We start from the raw sequence: 26,037 nt of genomic DNA, 5'->3' as shown, positions 1-26,037 counted from the left end.
CGCCGAAGGGGAAGCCGCGATCGAATTTTCGGACGGATATCGCCTCTATTTTCATCACGGGGTGAGACTGCCGGAAACATACGGTCGAGTCCATCCCCGCCAGTGGAAGTCCGAATGGTTGTTGGAAGAAGAAAATGCGGAATTGCGGCGGATACTGATCCGAGAAATTGGCTACGGGCGAATTTGCCAGGAATTGCGATCGGTGGAGTTGGACAGTTGGGAAGAATATACGTTATTGAGAATCGAAAGTCCCCGGGAAAATGAACCGATTGTTCTGTTGAAAATGACCGATCCGAGTACGGATTCGATTCACGCGCTGCGGGTGCCTCCCAACATGACTTCGGCGCGGGAGGCGATCCGGTGGGTGAATTGGGGGATCGATCCGGAAGACTTTGCAATTCAAACTTAGAAAAATGGCATCAATCCGACGTCAGACGAAATCTAAAATTGTGGTCGTCGAAAATGGCGCGCGATCGCGGACGGATCAGGTGACAACCGAAGAACCCCGGTAAATCCGCCTCCTTCCCCCCAAAAAACCGTCGCCATCACCCCGGCGGATGCCGGGGGCTGGTTTCCTGTACGGGGAGGGAATTATTGCCCGCCGGGACGATATCGCCAAAATGAGTTACTGTGTTGATCCGGAAATCGACGGGGAACAAGGGCAAAATATTGTCAATATCGAATTGCGATCGGGTTTGAACCCGGACTTCGCCTGCCTTGATCGCCACTTTTTGACCACCGGCGCCTGCAGCCTGTGCGGAAAGGCGAGTATCGAGGCGTTGAAGTGGCTCGGACATCGATTTCCGACGCCGGATTTTTGCACGGCCGGCGGTTCAATATCTACTCTGAACCGAAGCGAATTTCGCTCTGACATCGACCGCGATCGGCGCGGCAAAAGGAGCGGCGATCGGGTCGAAGTCGCCCCCCGAAAATCAAAATGTAATAAATTGTATCAATTCCAACAGTGAGATGGTACAATAGATCGTATCATGACAACGTCCGATCGTTTGGGAGTTGGGTGTTTTTTATGGATTACAAACAAGAATTAATCACTACAATTCACGACTTTGGCTGCGATCTGGAATTGCTCGAAGGTCGCCTAACCCAACTCAGTGAAGTGTCTCCGACCGCCGTCCTGATCCCGGCCCTGTACGAAGAACTCGAAAGGCCGGCGCTGACCCAAATTCGGGACTGTTTGCGAGGGTGCGACTTTGTCAAACACATCGTCGTCTGCGTGTACGCCAAAACCGCCCAACAGTACGCCCGGGCCGTGGAATTTTTTGAAGTCCTGCCCCAGCCGATTTGGGTGATTTGGGAAAACGGGCCGCGCGTCACCCAACTGATGGAGAAGTTGCGGGAAAAAGGGCTGGACCTGTTGAGTTTCAAAGGCAAAGGTCAGGCCGTCTGGCTGGGGTTGGGGGTGGCCACCCTCCACGCCGAAGCGATCGCCCTCCACGATGCCGACATCACCACCTACGACAAATCCTATCCCCTGAAACTGCTATTTCCCCTGGTGGAGAAAGAGCTGGGTCTGGCCTTCAACAAAGCCTACTACGCCCGCATCGGCGGCAACCCCCCCAGCTTCCACGGCCGGGTTGTCCGCCTGTTCGTCACCCCCCTGCTGACGGCCATGATGGACGTGTTCGGCTACCACAACTACCTCCGCTACCTCGGCGCCTACCGCTACCCCCTCTCGGGAGAATTCGCCCTCACCAACGACCTCGCCCTCAACACCCGCATCCCCGGCAACTGGGGGTTGGAGATCGGGCTGCTGGCAGAAGTGTACCGCAACGTGGCGGAAAAGCGGATCGCCCAGATCGATCTGGGGATTTTCGACCACAAACATCAAATCGTCGGAACCTCCAGCAACGAGGGGCTGCGGAAGATGTGCCGGGACATTTTCCGGTCGATCCTGAGAACCCTGGCCGAAACGGAACGGGTGACGATCGACCGGGAACACATCCACACCCTGCGGATCAAATTCCGCCGCGAAGCCCAGGACTACACCCGCCAGTATTTCGTGGATGCCCGGTTCAATAATTTACACTACGATCGCCACCAAGAAGAAATCACCGTCGAACTGTTTGAACAGGTGATCGCCGAGGCGGGAGAAGAATATTTCAGGAACCCGGCCGGGGCGCAAATTCCCGACTGGACGAGGGCTCTGGCCGTCATGCCCGCCCTACGGGAACAGTTGCGGGAGGCAACGCGGCGGGATATGGTGGACGCGAGGAAACTGCGATCGCAAACGCCAACGCCGATATTTTCCCCGGAATCTCCCCCCCTCCTCGAAACCGAACCCGTGCGAGTGCAGCAACACTGACAGGGCGCTTCGCGCCGGGAACGGGGATCAATTGATAACTGATAATTGATAATTATCAATTCTTCCCCACACCCCGATCGCGGACTGTCGCACCCACCAGATCGCCGTCAGGGGTTATTGTAAATAGAGAGGAAAATTGACGGACGCGATTTTGGGTCGCAAAGACTGCGCGATCGCCGAATTTTGGGTGACTGACAAAAGGAAGAGAATGTTTATTGCATCGGACAACACCACGATCTTTATCTTGCTGATAGCCCTGGGAATCCTGGGGTGGGGGTACTATCGCTCCCGGCCCTACGGAAAAGCCGGACTCCTCTCTTGGTTGCAGTCGGCCTCCCTGATGGCGCCGTGGCTGTTATTTTTCGGGCTGGCCGCCTTCGGCATCTATATCAACTTCGTCAGCATCCTGCTGCTGTTCGTCGCCTCCACCGGGCTCTACATTTACCTGGGGCGACGGATGCGGGCGATCGCGGACGAAGAAACCCCCGAGACCCCCCCCGCGCCCTCGGATGCCCCCCACGCCGCGGAAAACGAGTCCTCCCCCGGCGAAGCGGAAACCCGGACGACCCCCGAACCCGACGCGACACCGGCGCCGGAACCCGCCCCCATCCCCCCGGAAGATTTGAAAGTGATCCAGGGGATTTTCGGCATCGACACCTTTTTCGCCACCGAAACCTTCCCCTACCAAGACGGCGCCATCTTCAAAGGCAACCTCCGCAGCGACCCCGACGAGGCTTACAACCGCCTCTCCGCCAGCCTGGAAGACAAAATGGGCGATCGCTACCGCCTGTTTTTGATCGAAGATCCCGAGGGCAAACCCGTCGCGATCGTCCTCCCGAGTCGCAACGACCCCAAACCCACCACCGTCCCCCAAACGGTCCTCGCCCTGATTTTACTCGCCATCACCGTCGCCACCACTTTCCAAGCCGGGGGCCTGCTGATGGGATTCGACTTTTTCAGCGAACTGAACCGCTACCGGGAAATTCTGCCCATCGTCGTCGGGGTGGGGGCCGTCCTCGCCGCCCACGAAATCGCCCACCAGGTCATGGCCCGCCACTACGACGTCAAATTCAGCCTGCCCTTTTTCATCCCCACCGTCCAGATCGGCACCTTTGGCGCCTTCAACCGCTTCGAGTCGGCGATCCCCAACCGGCAGGTGTTGTTCGACGTCGCCCTGGCTGGACCCGCGGCGGGGGGCCTGCTGTCCCTGCTGATGCTGCTGGCGGGGTTGATCCTCTCCCACCAGGGCAGTCTGTTCCAAGTTCCCACAGCCTTTTTCCAAGGTTCGGTATTGGTGGGAACCCTAGCCAAGGCGATCCTGGGTTCGGCCTTGAATCAGACCATCGTTGACGTCCATCCCCTCACGATTATCGGCTGGTTGGGGTTGGTGATCACGGCGATCAACTTGATGCCCGCCGGACAACTCGACGGGGGCCGGATCATGCAGTCCATCTACGGCCGCAAGGTCGCCGGACGATCCACCTTCGCCACCTTTATCGTGCTGGCGATCGCATCTTTGGTCAATCCCCTCGCCCTGTACTGGGCGGCGGTGATCCTGATTTTGCAGCGCAATTTGGAACGCCCCAGCCTCAACGAACTCACCGAACCCGACGACACCCGGGCGGCGCTGGGACTGCTGGCGCTATTTCTGATGATCGCCACCCTGTTTCCCCTCACCCCCGCTTTGGCGAGTCGCTTGGGGATCGGGGGTTAGGCAATCCTTTTTATAATTGTTCCGGATCGATGCCCAATTCCCGCAACTTGGCAAAGGCGCGATCGCGTTCTTCGATAAATTCCTCCGGTTCCTTGAACGGTTCCCCGTCGGGATAGAATATAGCCAAACCGTCCTCGAACATCTCAAAGCGAATGTTGAGTGTGGGGGAAGTCCAGGGAAAATTCAGAGGAGTAACGGGGGTGAAATCCTGTGTCGGATCGGTTCGTACCCAGCCCCAGAAATCGCGGGAATCCGGATCGTAAAAAAACATTTCTAAAACGCCGTGCTGGGTATAAAATAACTGTTTATTCAGCATTTCTCTGGCGCTATTGCTGGGGGAAATAATCTCAAACACCACCTGGGGCGCGATGTCGTCCTCTTCCCACTGTTTGTAACTGCCCCTGTCTCCATCCGGGCGCCCCAAAGCCACCATCACATCCGGGGCGAGGCAGGGGGCGGGCGGCGTTTCCACCTGTATCGGATACCAGAGTAAATCCCCGGCGACAAAAGCCGTTTGTCCCTGCAATAACCGCTTCAAATTGGTGACGAGGCGGACAATCCAGCGATATTGAACGGTATTTTCGGCCATCGGCTTGCCGTCCGAGTCGGGGTAGAGAACTTGAGATGCGATCGGGCTTTTTATAACCATCGGTCGGATGATCTGATACTGAGGTTTATTATATAGCAGTTTCCGATCCAATGAGAGACGGAAGATCCCCCATTATCCCCCTTAAAAAGGGGGACTTTGAATGGGTCAGTGTACCCCATTGAATTGAAAATTGCTGTAGCATTTCCCAAACTGACGAGGTGAAACCTCCTCTGGCTCCCCCCTTCTTAAGGGGGGCGGGGGGGGATCGAAGAGAAATTTGAGGGAATTATCAATGCAAAACAGTTCACAAAAACCCATCAATCAAAGCCCCCAGAATTGGGGGTTTGGGGGCGAGAGTCAAAATTCAAAATTCAAGGGAAAAAAGCTAAGGGGAAAGAGTCTCCAAGGCGGGACAGACGACGCGGAAACCGAGGCTGTTGTAGAGGAAGTCCGGGACGTCCCAGGAGCGGTGGGCACAGCGACAGTTTTCAAGATTGTAAGACCACGAACCGCCGTGCAGCACCCGTTTGCGTTTATCACCCAATAATTTAACTATAAAATTAATGTATTGACTATAATAACTTTTATCACTCTTCTCATCCCACACCCGAGAATCTGAGGGTGCACCGTCATAGTGATCATGCCACGGGTCTGCACACCACTCCCAAACATTCCCGTGCATATCGTACAGACCAAAGGCATTCGCCACTTGGAACCTTCCCACCGGAGTGGTTCGGTTGCGACTTGCTGCCGTAGAATTTGCCAAATCGCCGGTCAGGGTATTTCCAAAGGCAAAAGCCGTTTTCGTTCCGGCACGGCAGGCATATTCCCATTCGGTTTCGCTGGGCAGGCGATAGCACCGATTCGTTTTGCGGGAGAGTCGAGCACAAAACTCGATCGCATCATACCATGAAACCCGTTCGACGGGAAGATCTTCCCCTTTAAAATAGGAAGGGTAGGGTTTGAGGTCGCGTTGAATCTTGGGTAAATTTGCAACCGCCCGCCACTGGGCTTGAGTCACCGGATATTTGCCCATCCAATAGCCCGACACCCGAACCTTGTGTCGCGGATACTCATCATTATATGAGCCGACTTCTCCTTCCTCCGAACCCATCCAAAATTCACCCCCCGGAACCCTCACCAATTCCAAATAAATGCCATCCCCCAAATCCTCAATTTCTATCGGCGGGGAATCAATCACGCGCAGCCAGACATTCCCTTCCCTATCCGTCTTTGCCGTCCGCATCGGCACATCCTCCCCCCACCGCTTCAGCAGCCAAGAAGCCGCCAACCTCACCTTCGTTTCTTCCCTCTCACTGTCCAGAAGTTTCCCCAGGTTATCCTTCGTCAAATAGGATTTATCAGCCGCGTCTTTTTCCAATCCTTGCTGATTTAAACTATCAACCTTCTTGTCTGTCAGATAATTACATAACTCTTGGTGCCAACTCGTCTCTAAAAATTCCCGCGCCAACGGCGAGAAGGATAACACCGTTGCGTATTCTTCCAAGACTTTTTCCCCGGCTTCCAGCCGCAATCCCTGCCACAAAAAATCCCCGGATTTGTCGTGTTTCCACCAATCTTCCGCATCCCGTTCCAACTGCTTCGCAAACTTCCGACTCTTCCGCGTCTCCGTCCGCCACGCATCCAACTGTTTCCACCCGGAAATCAACACTTCATGGGTCAAATCCACTTCACTCTCCCCCGCCACCAACAGGCGACCTTTCACCAACCCGCAGTCCCCATCAATCAATTCTGTCAACCGTTCCCGCTTTTCCCAGTCATCTCCGCCGATGGAGAAAATATCGGCTTTCAATTGGGGCAGCCTCGTCTCCTTTTCCCCCTCCCCAACTTGTAGCAGTTTCAAGAAAATTTTCTGGATTAAATCTTTCTCCATTTCCGAACGCCGGTCTTGGGGATTCTCTTCCTCATAATCCCGATAATGATAAACCTTGGTCGCGTGTTCATCCAGCGCCCCGGCCAGCCGACCAATCGCTTCATATCCCTCTAAAGTCAACTGTTTCCGTTTTTCATCCCGCCGTTCCCAAAGCCGCGTCAACGCAAACTCCAACAGCGGTAAAGTCGCCCGTTCTTTGGCTACATCTTGCAGGATTTCCCCCAACAGTCCCCCGGCTAATTCATAACCCTGCCGTCTCGCAGGTCTGACAATGACAGTTACTAAATTTTCTCTTTCCAGATAGGGCATAAAAACTGGATTTTCGATTAACTGACTCAAGTCTGCATCCTTCAAACACTCCGTCAAAAAATCAGACCGCAGGGTGACAACCACCGACAGGCGCGACTGAGTTTCCACCTGAGACAGCAGGTTGATGAACTGTTTCTGGTCGTCTTCGTTATCACAAAGCGTGAATAATTCCTCAAACTGGTCGATGACCAACAAAAAACGCTCCGTTCCGGGCAATCTTTCAATCAAACCCGGCAAGTTTGGCGGATTTTTTTTGATATAATCATTGAGCTTTTTCCGCTCTTTTATAGATTGATTAAAATAAGGATTGAAAACTGTTTTAATTTGATGCAGCGGCTGACTCCCCGGTCGAATAGTTGACAGGATATTCCAACCCTCCAATTCTTTAAACCGAGGCATGACCCCCGCCAAAACCACCGACGATTTGCCACTACCGGACTCCCCGATAACCGGAACAAAATTCCGCCGACTCAACTTCTGTTCGATTTCTTCGACCTTCCGAACCCGACCGAAGAAAAATTGCCGGGTTTCCTCCGTAAACGACTTCAACCCCTGATAGGGACAGATAACTTCACCCGTTTCATCCCTTAAAGGTTCCGCATCTGTTTCCCCTTCTTCTTCCGGACGTTCCTTATCCCCGGCAAACAAGAGTCCGTCCCGCAACCGCATCCACAAAACGGGCGCCCCAAAATCCCGACGGTTATGGGATTGATTGCCAATTGCCAACTGTTCCCGTCCCGCCTGCACCGCCACATCCACGGGTTTCCCCGCCGCCAATTTGCCATAAAAAGTTTTGACAAACTTCCACGCCTGGGGTTGAGAAATCGGATACCGGATGGCGACGGCGGCGGGAATGTGAGTCTCAACTAACGTCGCTGCGGTTCCCGTGAACGCCAATTCCTCCGACGGAGATGCCCCCTCGCAGGCTTGCAGGACGACCAATTTCACGCCTTTCACACCTCCTACCCGCAAAACATCGGACAGCGATTGGTCTGACAACCAGGATGTTTCGCCATCCGGCAAGTCTCCCAAGGCCAACGCCCCCTTTTTTCCTTGTCCTAAAAAATGCAAAATATGCGGGGATTTTTCCTTCAGCGTTTCGGACAATATCTCCGGTGTCGGGTTGTCTAACGTTTCAACTTCGACGCTATCCCCCAATTCACTCAATACTCGATTAACCAAACTGACAAAACCAACCGCTTCTAATTTTGAAAGCCGACCGCAAACGAACAAAACCCGCAGCGGCAAGTCTCGGACGGCATATCCCTCCAGGGGATTATTCAGCCAAGTTTGATAGCCGCAGGAGAGGGCGACGCGGGGATGGGTCGCCAAAAATGTATGATTATCATCGGGATAGCAAAGAAACTCCCAAGGCAGGTTAATAATCTGGCTGGCGAGTTCGGTGCGTTCATTCACTTCCTCAAAAACAATCCGAAACCGCAAAGATAAGGCATCATCACGAGTGATGAGCTTCCAAACTTCACTATGAAAGCTGCCATTTACGGGTTTAAGGAGGGCTGCAAACAGTAAATTTCCTAAATAAGTAAAGTCATCTCGTTCTTGAAATCTACCGTTGGTTAAGAAACGAAAACAGTGTTGGATATGCTTGAGCTGTTCTCTGTCAAATTGCCCTCGTGGCGACTCTTCCCCATTGACTTGAGGAACAATCTCGCCGTGATTTCGGATGGCTAAGGTATAGTTGATAAACTGATTCACCGATCGCGAATTTTTTTTGTATATTTGTATACTGAAAAAATACTTATCGATCTATCCAAAAGCACTTCTTGCCCTCACCCCCAGCCCCTCTCCCAATTCTGGGCGAGGGGAGAAATGTCCGGTTTAACCCGAAAATCTTTGATTTGCCCTCACCCCCAGCCCCTCTCCCAATTCTGGGCGAGGGGAGAAATATCCAGTCTAGCCCGAAAATTCTCGATAGTGCAACCCTTCACAGACCAATTGCGAGAATCCGGAAACCCAAAAGACAAAGTCCCCCAAAGTTGGGGGATTTAGGGGGCTTGAGTCTTAAAAGTCCCGATCTTGCATTCGCGCCTCGATTCCCGAGATTAATTGTTCCTCGGCAATGTGACAATTTTCCAGTGTCAAAGGATAGACATCGAGTTGCGGTGTAAAATCGACCCGTTCTTCCCACAGATTTTAAAGTCGTGCGATCGCCTTTTCTTTGAACTTATCGACTTCCGCTTCGGGGAATTCATCCCTCAATTATATATCAGAAAAACGGACAATTTCTATCGCTTTTTCGAGCCAGGCTCGGTCTTCAATCTTCATCATATCTGTCCTCCCGACTCCCTACTACAGGCTTGTGACTCAACAAATACGATCGCCCCGGATGAACCAAAAATTGATCCCGCACGGCGGCGCGTCCGAGCAGCATTCGGAACCCCATCACGTCCCGATTTGTCAGGGTCAATTCGATCGCCCATTTGTGCTCCTTGAGTTGGGCGGTGGTGAGGATGACGGTGCGCTCCTCCGCCTGCCCCCCGGAGTTGCGGACGTGGCGGCGATCGAGGACTTTTGCCCGGGCTTCCACCGTCTGGGTGGTGCTGCGCTGGATGGGGTGCATTTTGAAGCGCACCATCGGCTGTTCCCCTTCAAAAAAATGGTGGATGTCGAAGGCGTGGATCGCCGACGATCGCGCCCCCGTGTCGATTTTAGCTTTAATTGCAGTTACGCCCAAATCGGGAAGAGCCAGCCACTCGCGCCACCCGATTACATCGATTTTTTTTCGGTTCGGTTCGTTCAAAATTCTTGCCTATTTTTGACGACAATATAGCGCTACGCGCAATTCAAAATTCAAAATTCAAAATTCAAAACTTGATGACAAGGGCTGTTCGGCTTTTTGCAATATCCCGATCGATATGCGGAGTGCTATCGACCGGCGATCGCTTCATTCGATAGCATCGGCATTTCTGAGCCGTTCCACTACCTCCCGATGGCGGTTAAATTCGGCCAACATCAACGCCGTGTAACCGCCCCGATTTTTCAGGTTCACGTCCGCGCCGCGATCGACGAGCAATTGCACCGCTTCCCCGTGACCTGCGTAGGCGGCCCGCATCAGAGCCGTCGATCCGGTATCATCTCTGATATTAATATCGATGTCGGCCTCCAAAAGACGCTCCAAAATCTCCGTATTTCCCACTTCTGCCGCCGCCATCAAAGGCGTTTTATTTCCCTCCCCGGTCAAATTGATGTCGGCACCGCCCTCCAACAAGAGCTGCACCGCTTTCAAATCCCCCTGGCGGATCGCGAGGATCAGGATCGTTTCCTCGCCGATTTTGACGTTGAGGAGGGCATCCCGGCGATCGCGGGAGATGCGCGGGACCAGGAGCGCCACGATTTCGGCGTGTCCCTGGAGCGCGGCCACCATCAGCGGGGTATCGCCGAACCGGTTGACGGCGTGGACGTCGGCCCCCCAACCCAGCAGCAGTTTCGCCATGTCCGGATATCCCTCCAAAACCGCCAGGTGCAGGGCCGTCTCCCCGTCGCGATCGCACGCATAAATATCGGCCCCCGCTTTCAACAAGGTACTCGCGATCGTCAGGTCCCCGGCCGCCGCCGCCGCCATCAGGGCCGTTCCACCGTCCACATTTCGGGCGTTCGCGTCCGCCCCGGCTTGCAGCAACAGTTCCACCCCCTGCCAGTCCCCCCCGTCCGCGGCCAACATCAGCGGCGTCTCCCCCTCCGCGTTGCGGACGTTCGGGTTCGACCCCGCCTCCAGCCAGCTTTTCAGCGCTTCGGGATTGCCCGTCCGGGCCACTTGCAGCAGCAGTTGGGAATCGGTCCGGGCGTCGTCGGGAGTCGCCCCCGCCTCGATCAGATCTTCGGCGATATCGAGATGATTTTTGGAGAGCGCCAATTTCAACGCCGTGTCGCGATCGCGATCGGCCACATTCACCTCCGCCCCAGCCTCCAGCAACAGTTTCACCATCGAGCGATCGCCCTTCGACGCGGCCGCCATCAGGGCCGTGCTGCCGTCCTCATTGCGGGCGTTGACATCCGCCCCATTTTCGAGCAAAAAGCGGGCGCTATCAAGTTTCCGGTGCGCTGCAGCCGCCATCAGGGCCGTCATGTTGTGGTGCCGACTACTGTAATTGACCTCGGCTCCCCGATCCAGAAGCGATCGTAAAATATCCGTATATCCGGCCCGGGCCGCCAACATCAAAACCGTCGCGCCGTTGCGATCGCGGGCGTTGGCATTTCCCCCCTTGGCCAGCAGGGCGCGGGTATGAATGAGATTGCCGGTTTTGACGGCGCGAATTAAAGAACTGTCCCGCTGTGCTGTCGATCCCATGAAATCTGCTTTTCACCCCACTCGTCGGTTGGAGAACAGAACGACGATTCCCCCGGCGGAGGGGAAGCCGGCAGTTATGTCAATTGAATCTTCGCAGGATCTATCAAAAACCGTCAATCCCTTTTGTTGGGGTGTGGGATGTGGCCCTTCGACTCCGCTCAGGGCAAGGGGTGTGGGGATTTTAGATTTTAGATTTTAGATTTTAGATTTTCCCCTCCGCTCCCCTGCCTCCCCGACTCCCGACTCCCAACTCCCGACTCCCATCTTTAAACGGCTGATATACTAAGTTTTGTGAAGATCTGACGATATTACCATTCGGAGAATACTATGGAGCTTCCCATTCCAGAGTCGATCAAGCCTTACCTGAATTTTATCCACCCGGCGATCATGTGGGTTTTGCTGGCCCTCTCGTTTTACGCGCTGTACCTCGGGGTGCAGATCCGCCGCACCCGGGCCGCTGAGGGAGACGAGAAAAAGGAACTGATCAAAGGTAAATTTAATGTCAGGCACTATCAAGCCGGTTCGATCCTTCTGGCTTTGATGGTTCTCGGCGCCATCGGAGGAATGGCCGTCACCTACATCAACAATGGCAAATTGTTCGTCGGCCCCCACCTGCTGGCCGGTTTGGGGATGACGGGGTTGATCGCCGTTTCGGCATCCTTGAGTCCTTTGATGCAAAAGGGAGTCGATTGGGCACGATATAGCCACATCGCCCTGAATGTCGCTTTGTTGGGCCTCTTTGGCTGGCAGGCGTTGACGGGGATCGAAATTCTCCAGCGGATTCTCGAAAAAATGTAATCCCAAAAAAATGGGGGCGACTGAGTTCAGTCGTCCCCGCGTTTTCGATCGCATCTCCGCAGAGAATCGGAACATCCCTTCACCGTTTTTTGCCTTTGAGGGGGAAGGGCAGGTTGTGGGTGGTGTGGAAATCCATTTGAGTTTTGTAGCTGAGGCGGCGGGAAACTTGGTTGACGATGCGTTTCAGGAGGCCGTCGCCGGTTTTTTGGATCAGCGATCGCGACATCGACAGGATAAACTGGGGAAACTTCACGCCCACGGCCAGATCCAGGTGCCACTTGGCGCCGACGACGGTGGCCGGACAATCCTTCGGGTCGAGGCCGTATTTCTCGCACACCTGTTCGAGGGGCAGTTCCACCAATTTCATGATCGATTGAAAATCGACTTCGTAGCCCGGGGGGACGTAATCCGGGATGGGGGTGGTGCGGATGCGGTAGGTCCCGGTTTCGTCGGGGGGAACCAGTTCCAAACCGACTCGGGCTTCGACTTGGTAGCCGAAGGCCCCGAAGCGCCCGACGATCAGCGCGTAGGCGTTTTCCCCGATGGGTTCGGTTTTCATGGGTTGGGCACACCGACAGAACCAACCCCGGTGAGTTCCCAGATATTCGGCGACCGTATCGAGATCGGCAAACATCTCCATGCAGTCCTCGTACTGGGTATGGAACCAAATGGTTTCGGCGCGATCGCCCGATGCCTCACGATTTTGAGAATCTGAGGATTGCAGATCGAAAGGCTCGCGCAAGTAGGGATCGGATGCTGCCACAGGCTGAAGTTTGACCAAATCGTGCTGCATGATGGGTTCTCCTGGAATATGCCATGTGCCTCTATCTCTAGAATGCCTCGTGACAAGGTGAGACCGCTACAATGAATATACTGAAATTTTGAGAGTAGAATCGGACAAAATATAACATCTGTTTTAGCATAGGTGGGAGATATGAAGGCTTTTGTAGCAGGTGCGACCGGTCAGACGGGTCGCCGCATCGTCGAGGAACTCGTGAAGCGAGATATCCCCGTCCGCGCCCTGGTGCGGAATCTGGAGAAAGCGCAGGAAGTTTTGCCCCCGAATGTTGAGATTGTTGTCGGGGACGTGACCGAGCCGCAAAAGCTGCCCGATTCCATCGGTGACAGTACGGTTGTATTGTGTGCCACGGGTGCGACACCGAGTTTCGATTTCACCGCCCCCTACCGGGTGGACTGCGAGGGGACGAAGCATTTGGTGGATGTGGCCAAGGAAAAGGGGATCGAGCATTTCGTGTTCGTGTCTTCCCTGTGCACGTCCCAGTTTTTCCACCCCCTGAATCTGTTCTGGCTGATTTTGTTCTGGAAGAAGCAGGCGGAGGAGTATTTGCAAAAGAGCGGGTTGACTTATACCATCGTCAGGCCGGGGGGTCTGAAAAATGAGGAGAACGGATATCCGGTGGTGATGGAGTCGGCGGATCGGTTGTCCGACGGCAGTATTCCGCGATCGCAGGTGGCCCGGGTTTGCGTGGAGGCGTTGTTTGTTCCCGCGTCTCAGAATAAGATTGTGGAGGTGATTGCCAAACCGGAGGCGGCTGAGAAGTCCCCGGAACAGTTATTTGCCAGTGTCGCTTAATTGTAATGCACCCATCCAGACCCCGGCGGAGGCGCGATCGCATCGAGCAATCGGCCTCCGAGATCGATCCCCCCGTATTTGTCACCCGACCCCCGCGACCGACGCCGAGACGGCGGTTGCTCAAACCGCTGATTCTGGGATTTTTGATCCTGTATGGTCTGAGTTGGGGGTGGTCGAATCTCGTGACGCGATCGCCTTTAGGACAATTGGGGGGCGATCTTCGGGTCGAGGAACAGTGGCCCCCGCTGGTGATGCGGGGGGGCGACCCCTACATCCGGGCCCTGATGCGGACGATTTCGGCCAGCGAGTCCAACTATCCACACCCCTACCATGTTATCTACGGCGGGAAGTACGTCTGGGATCTGAGCCGCCACCCCGATCGCTGTGTTACGATCGTTGCCGGCCCGAATCGGGGGAGATGCACCACCGCGGCTGGACGGTATCAGTTTTTGACGACGACCTGGGAACAGATGGCCGATCGCTACCACCCAAAACCTGCTAGATTTTGGTATTGGCATCCCTATAGTTTTGATCCGGAATATCAAGATCTGGTGGTCTACCGCTGGCTGTTGGATGAGGCGTTTTGGGATGCGGACATTTCGGGGATGCTGCGGCGGGGGCAACTCGACGAGGTTTTGAAGTTGCTCTCGGGGACTTGGACGAGTTTGGGATACGGCATCGAGGATAATTTGATGACGAGTTCCTTACCCCGGGTTTACGAGCAAGTGTTGCGGGATGAATTGTACGGTTTTCAAAATTCCGGGGGTTTGGAAGAGGCCTATTTTCCCCCTAGCAACTAGATTGGCTCAAAAACCGAGCTTCGATTTGCGGCCCGCCCCGGATGGACTGGCGCAGCCAAGCGACTTCTAAATCGAGGATTTCAGCTTCGCTCAAGCCCCAGGTTTGGGGGGGTTGCTCCCGCAGTCGGGTGGTGGTTTCGTAGAGGCAGAGGGCGACGCTAACGGAGATGTTGAAGCTTTCGCTGAAGCCGAACATGGGAATTTTGACGAAGCGATCGGCCCGGGAAATGGCGCCGTCGGAGAGTCCGGTGAGTTCGGTGCCGAACATCAGGGCGATTTTGCGATCGAGGGGGAGGTCGTGAATGGAGATGTCGTCGGTGTGGGGGGTGGTGGCGACGAGGAGATATCCTTGTTTTTTGAGGGAATTGAGGCAGGTTTCGGTATTGTTAATGTCGGGTCGATTGTAGCGGTGCAGGGTCAGCCAGCGATCGGACCCGACGCTGACTTCCCGGTTGAGGTCGAAGCGGTTGCGATTTTCGATGATGTGGACGTCCTGGATGCCGAAGCTGTCGCAACTTCTCAGGCAGGCGCTGGCGTTGTGGGGTTGGTAGAGGTCTTCGAGGACGACGGCGATCTGGCGGGTGCGCTCGCGCAGGATGGTTTGGATTTTGCGCGATCGCTCCGGGGTGGCGAATTCTTGCAGGTGGTTGATGAGCGATCGTTTCTGTTCCGGGTTCATGGGGGTGCGATCGGGCTGCTTTTGTCGATTATACTGGCTCGGGGTGCGATCGCGAGCGCCACTACCCCTGGCGTTGCGGAAACCTGGCGGGCGTTGATTTTGTCAATAGAGCCTTCGAGGGCTGGTCTGTGTGCTTCATTGTTGGACATCAAAAAACTTGCCGAATGCATTTAAGCGTTTTTGTAATCCCTCAATTTTGAATCCGACAAAACGTTGAAGTCGGTCTGCAGACAGGGCGGTTTGACGTTTGAGAAAAAACCGTTTCCGATGTAGCACCGGATTAGAACACCATCTGTGATAGGCGGGAACGGCCACATCTGTCAGAAACTCGATCCATTCTTGAGTTAAGATATTCGGCTGAGTTTCGTATGCTCGCCGTCTGCCATTTTCGACCATCGATTGGCGGAACAGCACATCGTCTCTAAGTTTCTTGAGGGCCGCCAGGGCTTCTTCTACTGTTGTAACTTCCAAATAATCCAAGTGACTTTTCCGTTCGGCTTGATAGGCAGACTCCCATCCTAAAATGGCGGGAACGCCCCCATGCCAAGCATTGAAAAGCTTGGTGGCCGGTTTCCAGGCAAAATTATCGGTACATTCAAACTGACGGACGGCAATCATTACATCTATGTCGCCAAAGTCCTTCCAGCCTTATCCTCGTTTTCCCGGTCCTCTAAAAGACCAGTTCAATCCCAACTCCTTGATGCTCCGTTTCCAGAAATCAGTTTTGAACTCGGGAGCCAAGGAGCGACCCACACCTAAAAATACGACCTCAGACGAACTGAGTGATATATATATTCTATATTTTTTGTTATTTTCCGGACAATTTTATCAAAAATAGAAGAATTTGAATTTTCAATTTTTTTCTGAACTTCAAAATACATTTTTTTCGCTTCCGGGTCGGATTGTCCTTTTGCTATCCTGACTTTTTCGATGCGATCGTCAAAAAAATCGATTCCTTCCATCGTATCATGTCGAATGGGAAAACCAACTTTTGCAGCCGCCAGCCCGATGGCATAAGCGGGGTGCTTGTGGTGTTGATGTAGTTCGGCGTACAGTGCGAGTTTTTGCCATTGCTCTAAAAACTCAATTTCTTTGCCCCCATCACGAGTCACCACAAATAAAAATTCATTGACAAACGTAATCGGATCTTTTTCCAAGTCCAAGCCGATTTTTTTTGCCATATCTTTGTAAAAATTAAACTCTTTAACCAAAGTTAGCCTCGGGGGATTGGTTTTGTCAAGTCGCCCTCGAATATGCTTCATCATGCTCGTACAACTTCGAGCCGTTATTCCGGGGAACCAGGACAGATTGTCTGGTATGAGAGCGCAGATACGTATATCTGCATCTAAATACATACAAGAGTTGAACTTTGACAAAGCATTTGCGATCGCAAATCTCCGTTCGTGGTAACACAAAACTCCTTGCCTTTTATGACCAAAGATCAGAACATCATTATTTTTGATGTCACTAAAATCCCCCGGTCTATCTGTCAATAATATGAAAGGAGTTCCGGGAGCGTATTTCTGACAATCTTGAATCAAATTTTTGACGAGATTTCGGTAGACTTTGCCGGCGGCAAAGGTACAAAAGCAAAAGTCTCTATTTTGTAGTTTCATACGATACTTTAACCTCTAATAACATCAATATTCAGATACCTTATCTAACAGATAAGAACTAGAATAGCCACTGCGTCAACTTCCATTGAATCTGACCGTTTTTTCTGCCCTCTCAATTTTGATGCTAAACTTCAGAATAAGTAATTGGCAAATACACTTCAAAAGCGCTCCCCAACTATTTTTTTGATGGTCTGCCATAAATTGCTTTTCGTTTTGGGCTGTAAGGACTCATCATCCGGCATGGGTTCGTCCAAATACCGATAATATTTCCAGATCTCCCAGTAAGGACAACCGGGTTTGATGCGAATTCCCGCCCAGTGCAAGTATTCCAGTGGTTGATTGACGTTAGGATCGACGATTTGACGCTCTCCTGTCACCTGAAAATGCTTGCTACCCGCCCAGCTTCCCGGCGCCCCCCCAGGCCGACGGACGATGTTGAAGCGACGCGGGATTTTTTTCAAAATCATATAGTTGATGATCGGTTGATCTGACGTTTTTTGAGAAAAGTCGAAATATTCGGGGTGGGCGGCACATTCGGAAAACGTTTCATATAAAGTTTCTTCCGAAATCAAATTTTTACGCGCCCCCCAAAATCCGCCGTTGAACAGATCTTGAATGTCACTTTCTTCGAGGACACCATCTGCAAATATTTTGGGGGTGAACACATTGGTGATTCCCCCCTTATGCTGATAGTCGTAACAAATAAAATCGGACTCATCCAAATAATTGGTCGTCTCGATGATCTTGTCAAATACGACAATGTCCGTATCGATATAAATAAATTTTTCAAACGGACCGAACCAGCAAGCCTGTTTGCGAAATTGATTGGGTCGGGCGAAAAACCCCTCGCCAAAGATTTGGTATAACTGGTTGGACAGGCGGTCTATAAATTCCAGATCTTGATAGATTTCGACGCCGTAGGATTCGGTCAATATCGAGGCAATTTTTTGATAGTTATCGTCGTAGGGGATCAAAACAACCGGTGTCTCGCTGTCGTACATCCGGATGCTCTTCATAAGTGCGATCGCCTGTTCGATCACCTTGTCATTCGCCGTGATATAAATGCCGCGACTCATAGAATTGTCCTCATCAGTTGAAAGTTGACTTAAATTGATTCAAAGCTCGTCGGAATAAATTTGGGGGGCGCTTGTACGGTTCGGGTTGGGAGTCAAATCGAGGTCGTTTTTCCGGTTCGTGTAAATAGCGATAATAGAGGAAGGTCTCTCGATAGGGAAAATCGAGGTTTTCTCCGGCACAGACCCGGGCAAAAATCTTGGAAGATACGCCGATATAGTGCAGGTAGGTCAGACGTTTTCCGCCGTCGTAAACGAGATGATCTTTTTCTTGGAAGTGGGCGGAAGTGACGCTATTTCCCGTTTTTTCGTCGGCGGGCAAGCTCCGGGCCAAATTGCACACCTTGAGATCCGACCTCATCACCATATAATTGAGCACCGTTTGATCGGGAGCCATCAAATATAAAATTTCGGCTTCGCCCGCTTCGAGCTGATGCAGCAGTTGCTCTCTTTTCTGCTCTTCAAATATTCTTTTCGATGTGGCATAAAATCCAGAACAAAAGATCTCCGACTCGATGCGATCGGGCGAAAAGACTTCCCCCAATTTGTTTGAAGACAGGTCGTAAACGTGGCCGGGATCTTTAAATTGAAAGTCGTAAACGACCCAATCGCTGCGCTCTAACTGCCGAAAAATGGGCACCGCCGGCGACAGAAGTAAGGCGTCGGCATCCATGTAGATAAACCGGTCGAAAGGCCCGTCAAAAGCGCAGTAGCGGCGATGAGTCCCGACCCGATGATAAGGTTCGTAGCCCCGCTGCGCCCAAGTTTGGCGGGCCGAGGGGTGGGCGTCCCAAACTTGGCGGGCGAAACGGTCCCAGCGTTCTATGGATTCGCGATCGCCATAAAGCTGCACTTGAGGGCGGCGGTTAATTTCCGCGGCGATCCGCTCCGTATTATCATCGTAGGGATAAACGCAAACCGGTATATCAGCCCCCTGATTGGCTTCGATACTATTTAAGAGGGCGACGAGCTGATCGTAAACTTTATCATTGGCTAAGGTACAAATTCCATCCATTATTTCAACCCACTAAGCAACAAATTCTGACAGCCAGTTGAGGAGGTTCAACTTGTGCAAAATAATCTGTCGAGCTTCGGCGATCGCGGGCCATGCCTGATGCCAGCGATCGGGGTCAGAAATGACCTCTTTCACGTAGGAGATGCCCTTTTCATCCAAACTCGGCAATCTTAAAAAACTGCCGGGGGGCAACAACTTGTCAGCCGCCGGCCCCCCGTAATAAATCGGCAAACACCAGGCCAGCAAAGAGTCCCACAATTTTTCACTCACATACAGGTCATTTTCGGCATAATTTTCGATCGCCAGATTGTAGTAATAGGGAGCCATTCCATGCCATTTATTGCTGAGAGAACCGCCCGATTGGGACCAGTCGGGCAAGTTCCGCCCGTAGATATCAATGTCCATCTCCGATTTAATTTGTCGCAGAAAGTCGAGGCGTCGCTGGTGATTTAAAGTGCGGTTGATACCGGATGTGATCCAAGAACAGGCTTTAGTTTTGGCGGGAGCTTCGAGAGTATCCAGTTCGCGAAATGAGTTGCTGTGATACCAAATGGCGGGCATATAGTCCGGCACGGGAGCGAAATCATCCGGCCCGGATATATACCCGCAATAATTCTGGGCTTGTTCGTAATTGACCTTGTTGATTTCCCGAATTTCTTCCAGGGGAGGTTCCCGCAATAAATAAATGATTCGCTCTTTCGGAACCCCCCGAAGCTTTTCGGGCAGGCTCGGTTCTTCGGGTTGGGGCTGCGGTTTGAGGATCTGCTTCAACTGCTGACGTAAAGTCGGACTCTTTTTCGGCTTCTTGCGGGCAAAATCGAATTGGTAAAGGAGAAGGTAATCGGGGCGAGGGTGATTGGCTTGCATGATGATATTTCCCCATTTGCCAAAGCTGTGAGGAGTTTGCTTCCACAGCCAATCGCTTTGATTGAGCTGCGGATAGCTGGTTAACATTCCGATAATTTTTTCGCTCACTTGACTTGAATGATTGAACTCGAATTTGCAGGACGCTTTTCGTCAATTCAGTCCCAGTTTACACCCATCAATTTGATCGAATTGGCATTTTTATGATAGCACACACCCGGCTGAGTTGCACGTTTTTTAATATTAAAGAAATGTAAAGGCAATCGTCGGAATGGCGGCAGCTTTGACGGCGGACTTGAGAACAAATGGGTTGCCCCACTATTTCCGGAACGCCCCCTCGCTGACGGTTTCGGCGATCGCGCTCCGGGAGGGTCAATTGCCGGAAACGGTGGCTGACCCGGCTCATTTTGGGGGTGCAACTACTTTTCATGCAGTTTATTTTCAAACACCTCTATAGTTCTCAACAAATAGATAGCCGATTGATAGGCTTCTTCGGTGAGTTCCGCTTGCTCGTCGGGCGTGTCTACAATCTCGTCTGCCAGCAATCTCAGGGAACCAATAATTGAATTGAGAAAACCGCGAGCTTCGTAAGACGCTTTGGCCAGAACCTGTTCGTCCAAATAGTTTTCTTCTTTCTCCTTGTCGGCAAATTGTATGGAATATAAGCGACGGTAATAACCGTCTTCTTTTTGGAGCAGTTGTTTGTGGCTGCCGACTTCGACGACCTCTCCCTGCTCTAAAACGGCGATCGTATCTGCTTTTTGAACCGTGGAGAGGCGGTGGGCAATCACCAGCACGGTGCGATCGCGACTCAACCGGTCGATCGCCTCTTGAACCAGACGCTCGGAAACGGTATCCAAAGCACTGGTTGCCTCGTCCAAAATCAGAATTTGGGGCTTTTGAAGTAAGGCTCGGGCGATCGCCAACCGCTGACGCTGCCCCCCCGAGAGCATGACGCCGCGATCGCCGATTTCCGTTTCCCACTGTTTGGGCAAATTCATGATAAACTCGTAAGCATTCGCCTGTTTGGCGGCATTCACGATTTCATCTTCCGTAGCATCCGGACGGGCATAAATAATATTATTTCTGACGGTATCGTTAAACAGAAAAGTCGTTTGACTGACAATTCCCATCGACCGCCGAAGACTGACCAAATCGAATTGGCGAAGGTCGGTGCCGTCGATGGTAATCGAGCCCGAGGTGGGGTCGTAAAATCTGGGCAGCAAATCTGCAAAAGTTGACTTTCCCGCCCCGGAACTTCCGACTAATGCCAATGTCTGTCCTTTGGGCAGCGTCAGGTTGATGCCTTTGAGCGCCTGGTGACTTTGCCCCGGGTAGGAGAAAAAAACGTCGTTGAAACTGATGTTGTCGTGACAACCTTCAAAGGGAATCGACCCCCGTTCCATGATCGGTTTGTTGTCCCGTCTCCACAGGTCATAAGCCATATTAAAACTCGCAGATCCCCGAGAAATTTGGTTGCGAATGCCGTTCAAACTGGAGACCACCGGGAGCAGGCGAAATAAGACGAGCAAGTAAGTCAGCAAGACGGCCGATATGGCTTCGATTTGATCGGAGAATAAGCTGCGGCCCAACACCAAGATAACGATGATTGCCAGAATGCTGGTAATTTCATTGATCGGTTGGATGAGTGAAGAGTTCATCTCCGACTTGAGAGCGATATTTTCAAGTTTCAGCATCAGGTCTCTGATGGTTTCGTATTCTCGATTTTCGCTCCCCACAGATTTGATCAATCGAATTCCATTTAAGGTTTCAATAACTTTGACAAAATAACCCTTTTGAGTTTGATTGAGGAGATCTCCATATTGCTTCGAGCGGCGGATAATATTTTGGTTGATGAACAGAATTAAAATAATTAAAATAGTCGAGGCTAATGTGAGCTGCCATGAAATCGACACCAGCAATCCCACAAAGACTAAAATCGTGATGCTTTGTGTGACCAAATTGATGTACGCATTGATGGTCTGAACGGACTGGGCCGTATCCGATCCCAATCGCTTGGTCAGGTCTCCGACTTTCATTTTTGTAAAAAAATCCAGGTCGGTGTCCATCAAAGTGATGAGCATTTCCGATTTGACCGTATTCGCCAAACTGCGATTGAATGCGACGGAGAGCAAATTTCTCAGATAATTGGTTCCATTTTTCAGGACGATCGTCAAAACAATAACCGCCAGCATGACGATCAGTCGGTACTGCTCCGGAATCGACTCGAACGGAGAAAACAGGGTTTTGATGATGGGTGGAGAGCCTTTGAGTTCGATTTCTTGACCCGCAATCTGTAGCAGTACGGGGACGATCAGTGCCGTATTGACACCGTTAAAAATCGCGCTAGAAAAACCCAATAAAATATTGAAAAATACTTTGAATGGATTGCGTTTTATCAGGTTGATAACAAATGCATTTGTGCCAGACATAAATCGATCCTTTCATTCAACTTGAACGGCGATCGCCCCCGACGCCAATCACCCTAACGATAGTTTTCTATCACCTCGGACAAAATTTCAGACATCCGATCAATACCGTAGTGCTTGACGCACCGGGCACGAGCTTGGATGCCGAGCTGATTTGCCTCATCTAAATGATTGAAAATCCACTGAATTTGGGTGGCAATTTGTCGGGGAGAACTCGGATCGACCAAATACCCGGTCTCTCCCAAAATTTCGGGGATGTCGCCGACGCGGGTCGCCAAGACGGGTTTGGCCATCGCCATGCCATCCGTCAGCTTCAGGGGGAACTGTGCCCGAGTGGCGGGGTGATCCCGTTGGGGCACAACAACCAGGTGAGCGGCCGACACAATCTCCGGCATCATTTGAGGCGGGGAGTTGGGAAGCTCGACGATCCACCGCCCCCACTTTTCATTCAGTTTAGCATCATAATCGTCGTAGGGACTGCCGCCCACAATTGCCAATCTCAGATCCGATTCGTCCAATAAATCGAGCGCCGTCAGCACCTCTTCCACTCCCTTGTAAGGCCGGGGAGCCCCCGGAAACATCAACACTCGATATCCGCTCAACCCGTAACGATTTCGACTCGCGTCAGGGTCGTAATTTGCCGGGTCGAATAACTTCGTATCTTTGCCGTTGGGGAGGTAGATGCCGCCGAAACGCTCCCGCAGAAACCGGGTGTGCAACGTGACGCGATCGGCTTTTGACACCCATTTTTCGATCCAATTCAAATAAAAGGGATGGTCGGGTTGTCGCAAAGCGCCGTCGGCTTTTAACAGATCCTTTGCGAACTGTTTGACCGTCGGGCGATACTTCCAGTTGTCTCCTCCGTGCCAACTCAATTCCCAATCGTCGATATCCAAAAAGACCGGGCGACCCGTCTGCATTTTTTTGAGCAGCGCCAAACCAAAGCTGGTGGGTTTGAGCTTGTAAGCGTAAATGATATCTCCCGTGATTCGGGCTAGTAATTTTTGAGCCGATCGCCAAAATTGGGGATAAGACTTGGAACTCGGAATGGCAACGATTGGCACCGGGCTGTTGTCAAAATTAATCGGCGAACCGTCCTGGCAAAATCCCAAGATTTCGACATCATACCCAATTTGTCGCAGGGCTTGGGAAAGCAGAAAAGGGCGGACCGCGCCCCCCCATCTCCCGGCTCCACTGCTCGACAGATCGCTAACGATTAAGGAAATTTTCACGAAGTTTCTACCCCCGCCCGTCTGAGATTGATTGATCGGTCTACTTCTGCCCCCCGCCAACTCAACTTTAGGTTAACCTAAAACCTTGAAAGTGTCACGACTGCGATCGCCGGTACTGCCGAACCCGACCGACACATCCGGGAATCAATGTGGCAGGGCTGGGGCATTTTGGGGGTTTTTTAAACGGGCCACAACCGTTGGAAACTCAGGGTTCGGATGTCCCGGACTGAGAGAGTTGCAATTCATGGTTGACAAATTCCCCGATTTCCTTCGTAAAATGTTCGGTCGAAAAGATGGACTGACGTTCCTCTAAAGTTTGTCGGAGTTGTTGCTGCTTCTCGGGATGCTCCAACACAAATAAGATTTTTTCGACGGCTTCTTCTTCGCTGTCAAAAAATAAATCTCGATTCTCCGGCCCGACAATTTCGACCTGGCCGCCGACACTGCGGACGAACGGAATGGCCCCGGCTTTCACCATTTCGGCAATTGAAATCCCAAAGGGTTCTTTTTTGTAGTGAATTCCATAGCGACACTTGGCCAAAACCTTCACGTAGTCCGGGTAGGGTAAGTTTTGATACAACGTCACCCAATCCGAATTTTCGGCGACCATTTTTTTGAGAAATCGAACGTATTTCCAACCGTACAAGCCACCGCCACCCCCGGTGAGATAGAGTTGGACATCGTGGCCTTTTTCTCGAATTTTTTTGAGAATTTGAATCGCTTTGTGGGGTTGCTTGGCAACGGTCAATCGGCCGCTACAGATAAAGGCATTTTCTTTGAGTTCCCAGGGAATATTTTGCACCTCCAAAACGACGGGAGGGTAAATTACGGTTGACTCGATACCATATTCATCCCGGACTGAATCAGCCACAACGTAAGAATTGGAGATGGATATATTGCCTTTCATCCTATCATCAGAAAAGTGGGAAATGTTCTTATAAAATCTGTCGTCTTTGTCAAAAACGTTGATCCAGTGAATGTATTGAATCCCTCTTTTTCCCAAGTCGGCTGCATTGTAAGCTGACACCACCAAATCATCGTCTTGAGTTTGGGCTTTAAACCAACCGATAAAAGAATGATTGACCCACTTTTTGACCCCACTATTGTTGGCGATTAAAAACTGCAAGCTCTTCTGGGCGGCGCGTGGAAACATCGATTTTACGGCTACATTTTGGGGCGAAAGTTGGGTTCCATAGGCTGAATTGATCTGTTGGAAGTCGAGAGGAAATAAAGTTAAAAGTGTGACATCATACTGATTTTTTAAAGCCTCTAGAATCCACAGGCCGACACTTTCCGCCCCTCCCCCTGCAAAATTTGGGTAAAACACGGCAATTGAGGGTTGAGAAGCGACTTCTCGTGTGAATTGATCGCTGCTTGAGCCACTGGACATTCTCGTGTTTTCCTCACGCTTGCTCTAGTTTTTCATCGCCTTTCATTCAATCTGACATCTTCATCAACTTCCGTCACCCGCCAACTCAATTTCAGGTTGACCCAGAAATTCCAAAGTGTCACGATCGCGATCGCACCCAATTTCGCCAGATAAGCGCCGACACCCAAGCCCCAAACCAAGGCGTTGAGTATAACTACATTCAATCCTAGCCCCGCCAGACAAATTAAATTAAATTTTAACAATCTTTTAAACCTTCGATGCCAGCCGGACTGGCGGCGGGAGATGTCCCCGAAGGTCCAGCGGTCGTTCCAGAAAAAATTGTTGAGGAGGGCGATTTCCGCCGACAGCAGGGCACTCAGCGTCAAAGGCCAGCCCCACCCATCCAGCAATAAGTAAAAGATGGCCATATCCACCAACAGCCCACTCGTCCCCACGATCGCAAATCTTAAAAATCGACCCACCGGCCAGCGGGCCATCCGCAGCCGCAGCAGATGTTCGAGATATTCCCAATATTGCTTCCAAGTGACCTTGCTCTCCCCCTCCTGCCGTTCCTGGAACACATAGCCCACCTCCCGCACTGTAGCGATCTGACCCCGCCCGAGCACCTCAATTAACACCTTGTACCCCACCGGATTAAGATTGATTTGGGCGATCGCATCCCGGCGCACCATAAAATAGCCACTCATCGGGTCCGAAACCCGGCCGAGGACTCCCGGCAAGACCATCAGCCCCATCACCTGCGCCCCCCGAGACAGCAGCCGTCGCGCCAAACTCCAGTCGCTCACCCCGCCGCCCTCGACGTGGCGACTCGCCACCGCCAGATCGGCCCCGGTTTCCATTTGGGCCCACAATTCCAATAAGGTGTGCAGGGGGTGCTGCAGGTCCGCGTCGATGACCGCCAACACCCGGCCCCGGGCGATCTGCCAGCCCCGAATCACGGCCGTCGAAAGGCCCCGTTCCCCCCGGCGGCGCATCACCCGCAACTGGGGGTAAAACTCCGTCAAGGCCGCGGCCACTTCCCCGGTGCGATCGGGGCTGTCGTCGTCCACGACAATCAATTCGTACTGTCCGGGGATCGCCGGGTCCAACAAGCCGACGAGGCGATCGATCAGGATGGGGAGGTTCTGGCGTTCCCGAAACGTGGGGATGGCGACCGAGAGGAGAATTTCCGGTCGGTCCAAATCGGGCGATCGCGAAGCCGTCGGAGGAATCCGCAGCGGCCCCTCCGGGACGGGTAGAAGACGGCAAACCTCATCCGGACTCAAATTTGGTCGTCTCGTCTCCCCACAACCCTCGCCAGAAAAGGGATACATCCGCGCACTCCCACTCAACCTGTTATCTCACAAAGCGTAGAAATCATAAGACATTTATTTATGAATTTCAAGTCGATCGCCCAGATCGGGAGTGAT

At 52.3% G+C, this 26,037-nt stretch carries 22 protein-coding genes; 7 read left to right on the top strand and 15 right to left on the bottom strand.

The features are described from left to right. From AC0QHF_RS12770 to AC0QHF_RS12755, 4 genes are all read left to right on the top strand, one after another. A partial coding sequence (locus AC0QHF_RS12770; protein ID WP_375341422.1) for a DUF6745 domain-containing protein occupies positions 1-409 on the top strand: 409 nt, incomplete at its 5' end. Between the two features lie 211 nt (positions 410-620). Next, complete coding sequence (locus AC0QHF_RS12765) at positions 621-968, top strand: hypothetical protein (protein WP_324704597.1); 348 nt, start codon at positions 621-623, stop codon at positions 966-968. 59 nt (positions 969-1,027) lie between these two features. Next, complete coding sequence (locus tag AC0QHF_RS12760) at positions 1,028-2,323, top strand: glycosyltransferase family protein (protein ID WP_324704596.1); 1,296 nt, start codon at positions 1,028-1,030, stop codon at positions 2,321-2,323. Positions 2,324-2,531: 208 nt separating this feature from the next. Continuing rightward, on the top strand, positions 2,532-4,037 hold the full coding sequence (locus AC0QHF_RS12755) for a site-2 protease family protein (RefSeq protein ID WP_324704595.1): 1,506 nt from the start codon (positions 2,532-2,534) through the stop codon (positions 4,035-4,037). 10 nt (positions 4,038-4,047) lie between these two features. On the opposite strand, the gene AC0QHF_RS12750 is transcribed toward AC0QHF_RS12755, so the two are convergent. The 4 genes from AC0QHF_RS12750 to AC0QHF_RS12735 all read right to left on the bottom strand — a co-directional run bounded on the left by AC0QHF_RS12750 (position 4,048) and on the right by AC0QHF_RS12735 (position 11,138). After that, positions 4,048-4,686, bottom strand: coding sequence for a Uma2 family endonuclease (locus tag AC0QHF_RS12750; protein WP_324704594.1), 639 nt, complete (start codon positions 4,684-4,686; stop codon positions 4,048-4,050). Positions 4,687-5,011: 325 nt separating this feature from the next. Further along, a complete protein-coding gene (locus AC0QHF_RS12745; RefSeq protein ID WP_375341421.1) occupies positions 5,012-8,245 on the bottom strand; it encodes an nSTAND1 domain-containing NTPase in 3,234 nt (1,077 codons plus the stop codon). An 859-nt stretch (positions 8,246-9,104) separates the two neighbouring features. Next, positions 9,105-9,590, bottom strand: coding sequence for an ATP-dependent zinc protease family protein (locus AC0QHF_RS12740; protein ID WP_375341420.1), 486 nt, complete (start codon positions 9,588-9,590; stop codon positions 9,105-9,107). Between the two features lie 144 nt (positions 9,591-9,734). Further along, complete coding sequence (locus AC0QHF_RS12735) at positions 9,735-11,138, bottom strand: ankyrin repeat domain-containing protein (RefSeq protein ID WP_324704593.1); 1,404 nt, start codon at positions 11,136-11,138, stop codon at positions 9,735-9,737. Between the two features lie 327 nt (positions 11,139-11,465). Between AC0QHF_RS12735 and AC0QHF_RS12730 the strand changes: the two genes are divergently transcribed. Beyond that, entirely contained in the window at positions 11,466-11,936 is a 471-nt protein-coding gene (locus tag AC0QHF_RS12730; RefSeq protein WP_324704592.1) for a DUF4079 domain-containing protein, read from the top strand. 79 nt (positions 11,937-12,015) lie between these two features. On the opposite strand, the gene AC0QHF_RS12725 is transcribed toward AC0QHF_RS12730, so the two are convergent. Further along, positions 12,016-12,729, bottom strand: coding sequence for a DUF1997 domain-containing protein (locus AC0QHF_RS12725; protein ID WP_324704591.1), 714 nt, complete (start codon positions 12,727-12,729; stop codon positions 12,016-12,018). Positions 12,730-12,870: 141 nt separating this feature from the next. On the opposite strand from AC0QHF_RS12725, the gene AC0QHF_RS12720 reads away from it, so the two are divergent. Both AC0QHF_RS12720 and AC0QHF_RS12715 read left to right on the top strand, forming a co-directional pair. Continuing rightward, complete coding sequence (locus tag AC0QHF_RS12720; RefSeq protein ID WP_324704590.1) at positions 12,871-13,530, top strand: NAD(P)H-binding protein; 660 nt, start codon at positions 12,871-12,873, stop codon at positions 13,528-13,530. Positions 13,531-13,535: 5 nt separating this feature from the next. Continuing rightward, positions 13,536-14,330, top strand: a complete 795-nt coding sequence (locus tag AC0QHF_RS12715) for a glycoside hydrolase family 24 protein (RefSeq protein WP_324704589.1) — start codon at positions 13,536-13,538, stop codon at positions 14,328-14,330. Here the strand turns inward: AC0QHF_RS12715 and AC0QHF_RS12710 are convergent. The 10 genes from AC0QHF_RS12710 to AC0QHF_RS12665 form a co-directional block, all read right to left on the bottom strand. Next, the gene (locus AC0QHF_RS12710) at positions 14,320-15,009 is read right to left on the bottom strand and encodes a TrmH family RNA methyltransferase (RefSeq protein WP_324704588.1); all 690 of its coding nucleotides are present in this window, start codon (positions 15,007-15,009) and stop codon (positions 14,320-14,322) included. The genes AC0QHF_RS12715 and AC0QHF_RS12710 overlap by 11 nt on opposite strands. A 135-nt stretch (positions 15,010-15,144) precedes the next feature. Further along, the gene (locus tag AC0QHF_RS12705; protein WP_324704587.1) at positions 15,145-15,627 is read right to left on the bottom strand and encodes a hypothetical protein; all 483 of its coding nucleotides are present in this window, start codon (positions 15,625-15,627) and stop codon (positions 15,145-15,147) included. Positions 15,628-15,764: 137 nt separating this feature from the next. Then, complete coding sequence (locus AC0QHF_RS12700; protein WP_324704586.1) at positions 15,765-16,625, bottom strand: hypothetical protein; 861 nt, start codon at positions 16,623-16,625, stop codon at positions 15,765-15,767. A gap of 158 nt (positions 16,626-16,783) precedes the next feature. After that, positions 16,784-17,701: an Npun_R2821/Npun_R2822 family protein gene (locus tag AC0QHF_RS12695; RefSeq protein ID WP_324704585.1), complete on the bottom strand. Its 918-nt coding sequence runs from the start codon at positions 17,699-17,701 to the stop codon at positions 16,784-16,786. Positions 17,702-17,714: 13 nt separating this feature from the next. Beyond that, positions 17,715-18,713, bottom strand: a complete 999-nt coding sequence (locus AC0QHF_RS12690) for an Npun_R2821/Npun_R2822 family protein (protein WP_324704584.1) — start codon at positions 18,711-18,713, stop codon at positions 17,715-17,717. Positions 18,714-18,725: 12 nt separating this feature from the next. After that, positions 18,726-19,688, bottom strand: a complete 963-nt coding sequence (locus AC0QHF_RS12685; RefSeq protein WP_324704583.1) for a glycosyltransferase family 10 domain-containing protein — start codon at positions 19,686-19,688, stop codon at positions 18,726-18,728. Between the two features lie 308 nt (positions 19,689-19,996). Beyond that, entirely contained in the window at positions 19,997-22,009 is a 2,013-nt protein-coding gene (locus AC0QHF_RS12680) for an ABC transporter ATP-binding protein (RefSeq protein ID WP_324704582.1), read from the bottom strand. 53 nt (positions 22,010-22,062) lie between these two features. Then, a complete protein-coding gene (locus AC0QHF_RS12675; RefSeq protein ID WP_324704581.1) occupies positions 22,063-23,238 on the bottom strand; it encodes a glycosyltransferase family 4 protein in 1,176 nt (391 codons plus the stop codon). A 205-nt stretch (positions 23,239-23,443) separates the two neighbouring features. Continuing rightward, the gene (locus AC0QHF_RS12670) at positions 23,444-24,565 is read right to left on the bottom strand and encodes a glycosyltransferase (protein WP_324704580.1); all 1,122 of its coding nucleotides are present in this window, start codon (positions 24,563-24,565) and stop codon (positions 23,444-23,446) included. A 95-nt stretch (positions 24,566-24,660) separates the two neighbouring features. Beyond that, the gene (locus AC0QHF_RS12665) at positions 24,661-25,941 is read right to left on the bottom strand and encodes a glycosyltransferase (protein WP_324704579.1); all 1,281 of its coding nucleotides are present in this window, start codon (positions 25,939-25,941) and stop codon (positions 24,661-24,663) included. Positions 25,942-26,037 lie beyond the last annotated feature (96 nt).

This window comes from Lyngbya sp. CCY1209 (assembly GCF_055795065.1).
Note: the sequence above shows the minus strand (reverse complement) of the source record. Positions and strands in the feature narration are given on the sequence as shown.

Excerpts from the sequence above, each read along its gene's own strand:
- AC0QHF_RS12765 (WP_324704597.1), top strand. The coding sequence starts at position 621 with ATGAGTTACTGTGTTGATCCGGAAATCGACGGGGAACAAGGGCAAAAT.
- AC0QHF_RS12760 (WP_324704596.1), top strand. The coding sequence starts at position 1,028 with ATGGATTACAAACAAGAATTAATCACTACAATTCACGACTTTGGCTGC.
- AC0QHF_RS12755 (WP_324704595.1), top strand. The coding sequence starts at position 2,532 with ATGTTTATTGCATCGGACAACACCACGATCTTTATCTTGCTGATAGCC.
- AC0QHF_RS12750 (WP_324704594.1), bottom strand. The coding sequence starts at position 4,686 with ATGGTTATAAAAAGCCCGATCGCATCTCAAGTTCTCTACCCCGACTCG.
- AC0QHF_RS12735 (WP_324704593.1), bottom strand. The coding sequence starts at position 11,138 with ATGGGATCGACAGCACAGCGGGACAGTTCTTTAATTCGCGCCGTCAAA.
- AC0QHF_RS12730 (WP_324704592.1), top strand. The coding sequence starts at position 11,466 with ATGGAGCTTCCCATTCCAGAGTCGATCAAGCCTTACCTGAATTTTATC.
- AC0QHF_RS12725 (WP_324704591.1), bottom strand. The coding sequence starts at position 12,729 with ATGCAGCACGATTTGGTCAAACTTCAGCCTGTGGCAGCATCCGATCCC.
- AC0QHF_RS12720 (WP_324704590.1), top strand. The coding sequence starts at position 12,871 with ATGAAGGCTTTTGTAGCAGGTGCGACCGGTCAGACGGGTCGCCGCATC.
- AC0QHF_RS12715 (WP_324704589.1), top strand. The coding sequence starts at position 13,536 with ATGCACCCATCCAGACCCCGGCGGAGGCGCGATCGCATCGAGCAATCG.
- AC0QHF_RS12710 (WP_324704588.1), bottom strand. The coding sequence starts at position 15,009 with ATGAACCCGGAACAGAAACGATCGCTCATCAACCACCTGCAAGAATTC.
- AC0QHF_RS12705 (WP_324704587.1), bottom strand. The coding sequence starts at position 15,627 with ATGATTGCCGTCCGTCAGTTTGAATGTACCGATAATTTTGCCTGGAAA.
- AC0QHF_RS12700 (WP_324704586.1), bottom strand. The coding sequence starts at position 16,625 with ATGAAACTACAAAATAGAGACTTTTGCTTTTGTACCTTTGCCGCCGGC.
- AC0QHF_RS12695 (WP_324704585.1), bottom strand. The coding sequence starts at position 17,701 with ATGAGTCGCGGCATTTATATCACGGCGAATGACAAGGTGATCGAACAG.
- AC0QHF_RS12690 (WP_324704584.1), bottom strand. The coding sequence starts at position 18,713 with ATGGATGGAATTTGTACCTTAGCCAATGATAAAGTTTACGATCAGCTC.
- AC0QHF_RS12680 (WP_324704582.1), bottom strand. The coding sequence starts at position 22,009 with ATGTCTGGCACAAATGCATTTGTTATCAACCTGATAAAACGCAATCCA.
- AC0QHF_RS12665 (WP_324704579.1), bottom strand. The coding sequence starts at position 25,941 with ATGTATCCCTTTTCTGGCGAGGGTTGTGGGGAGACGAGACGACCAAAT.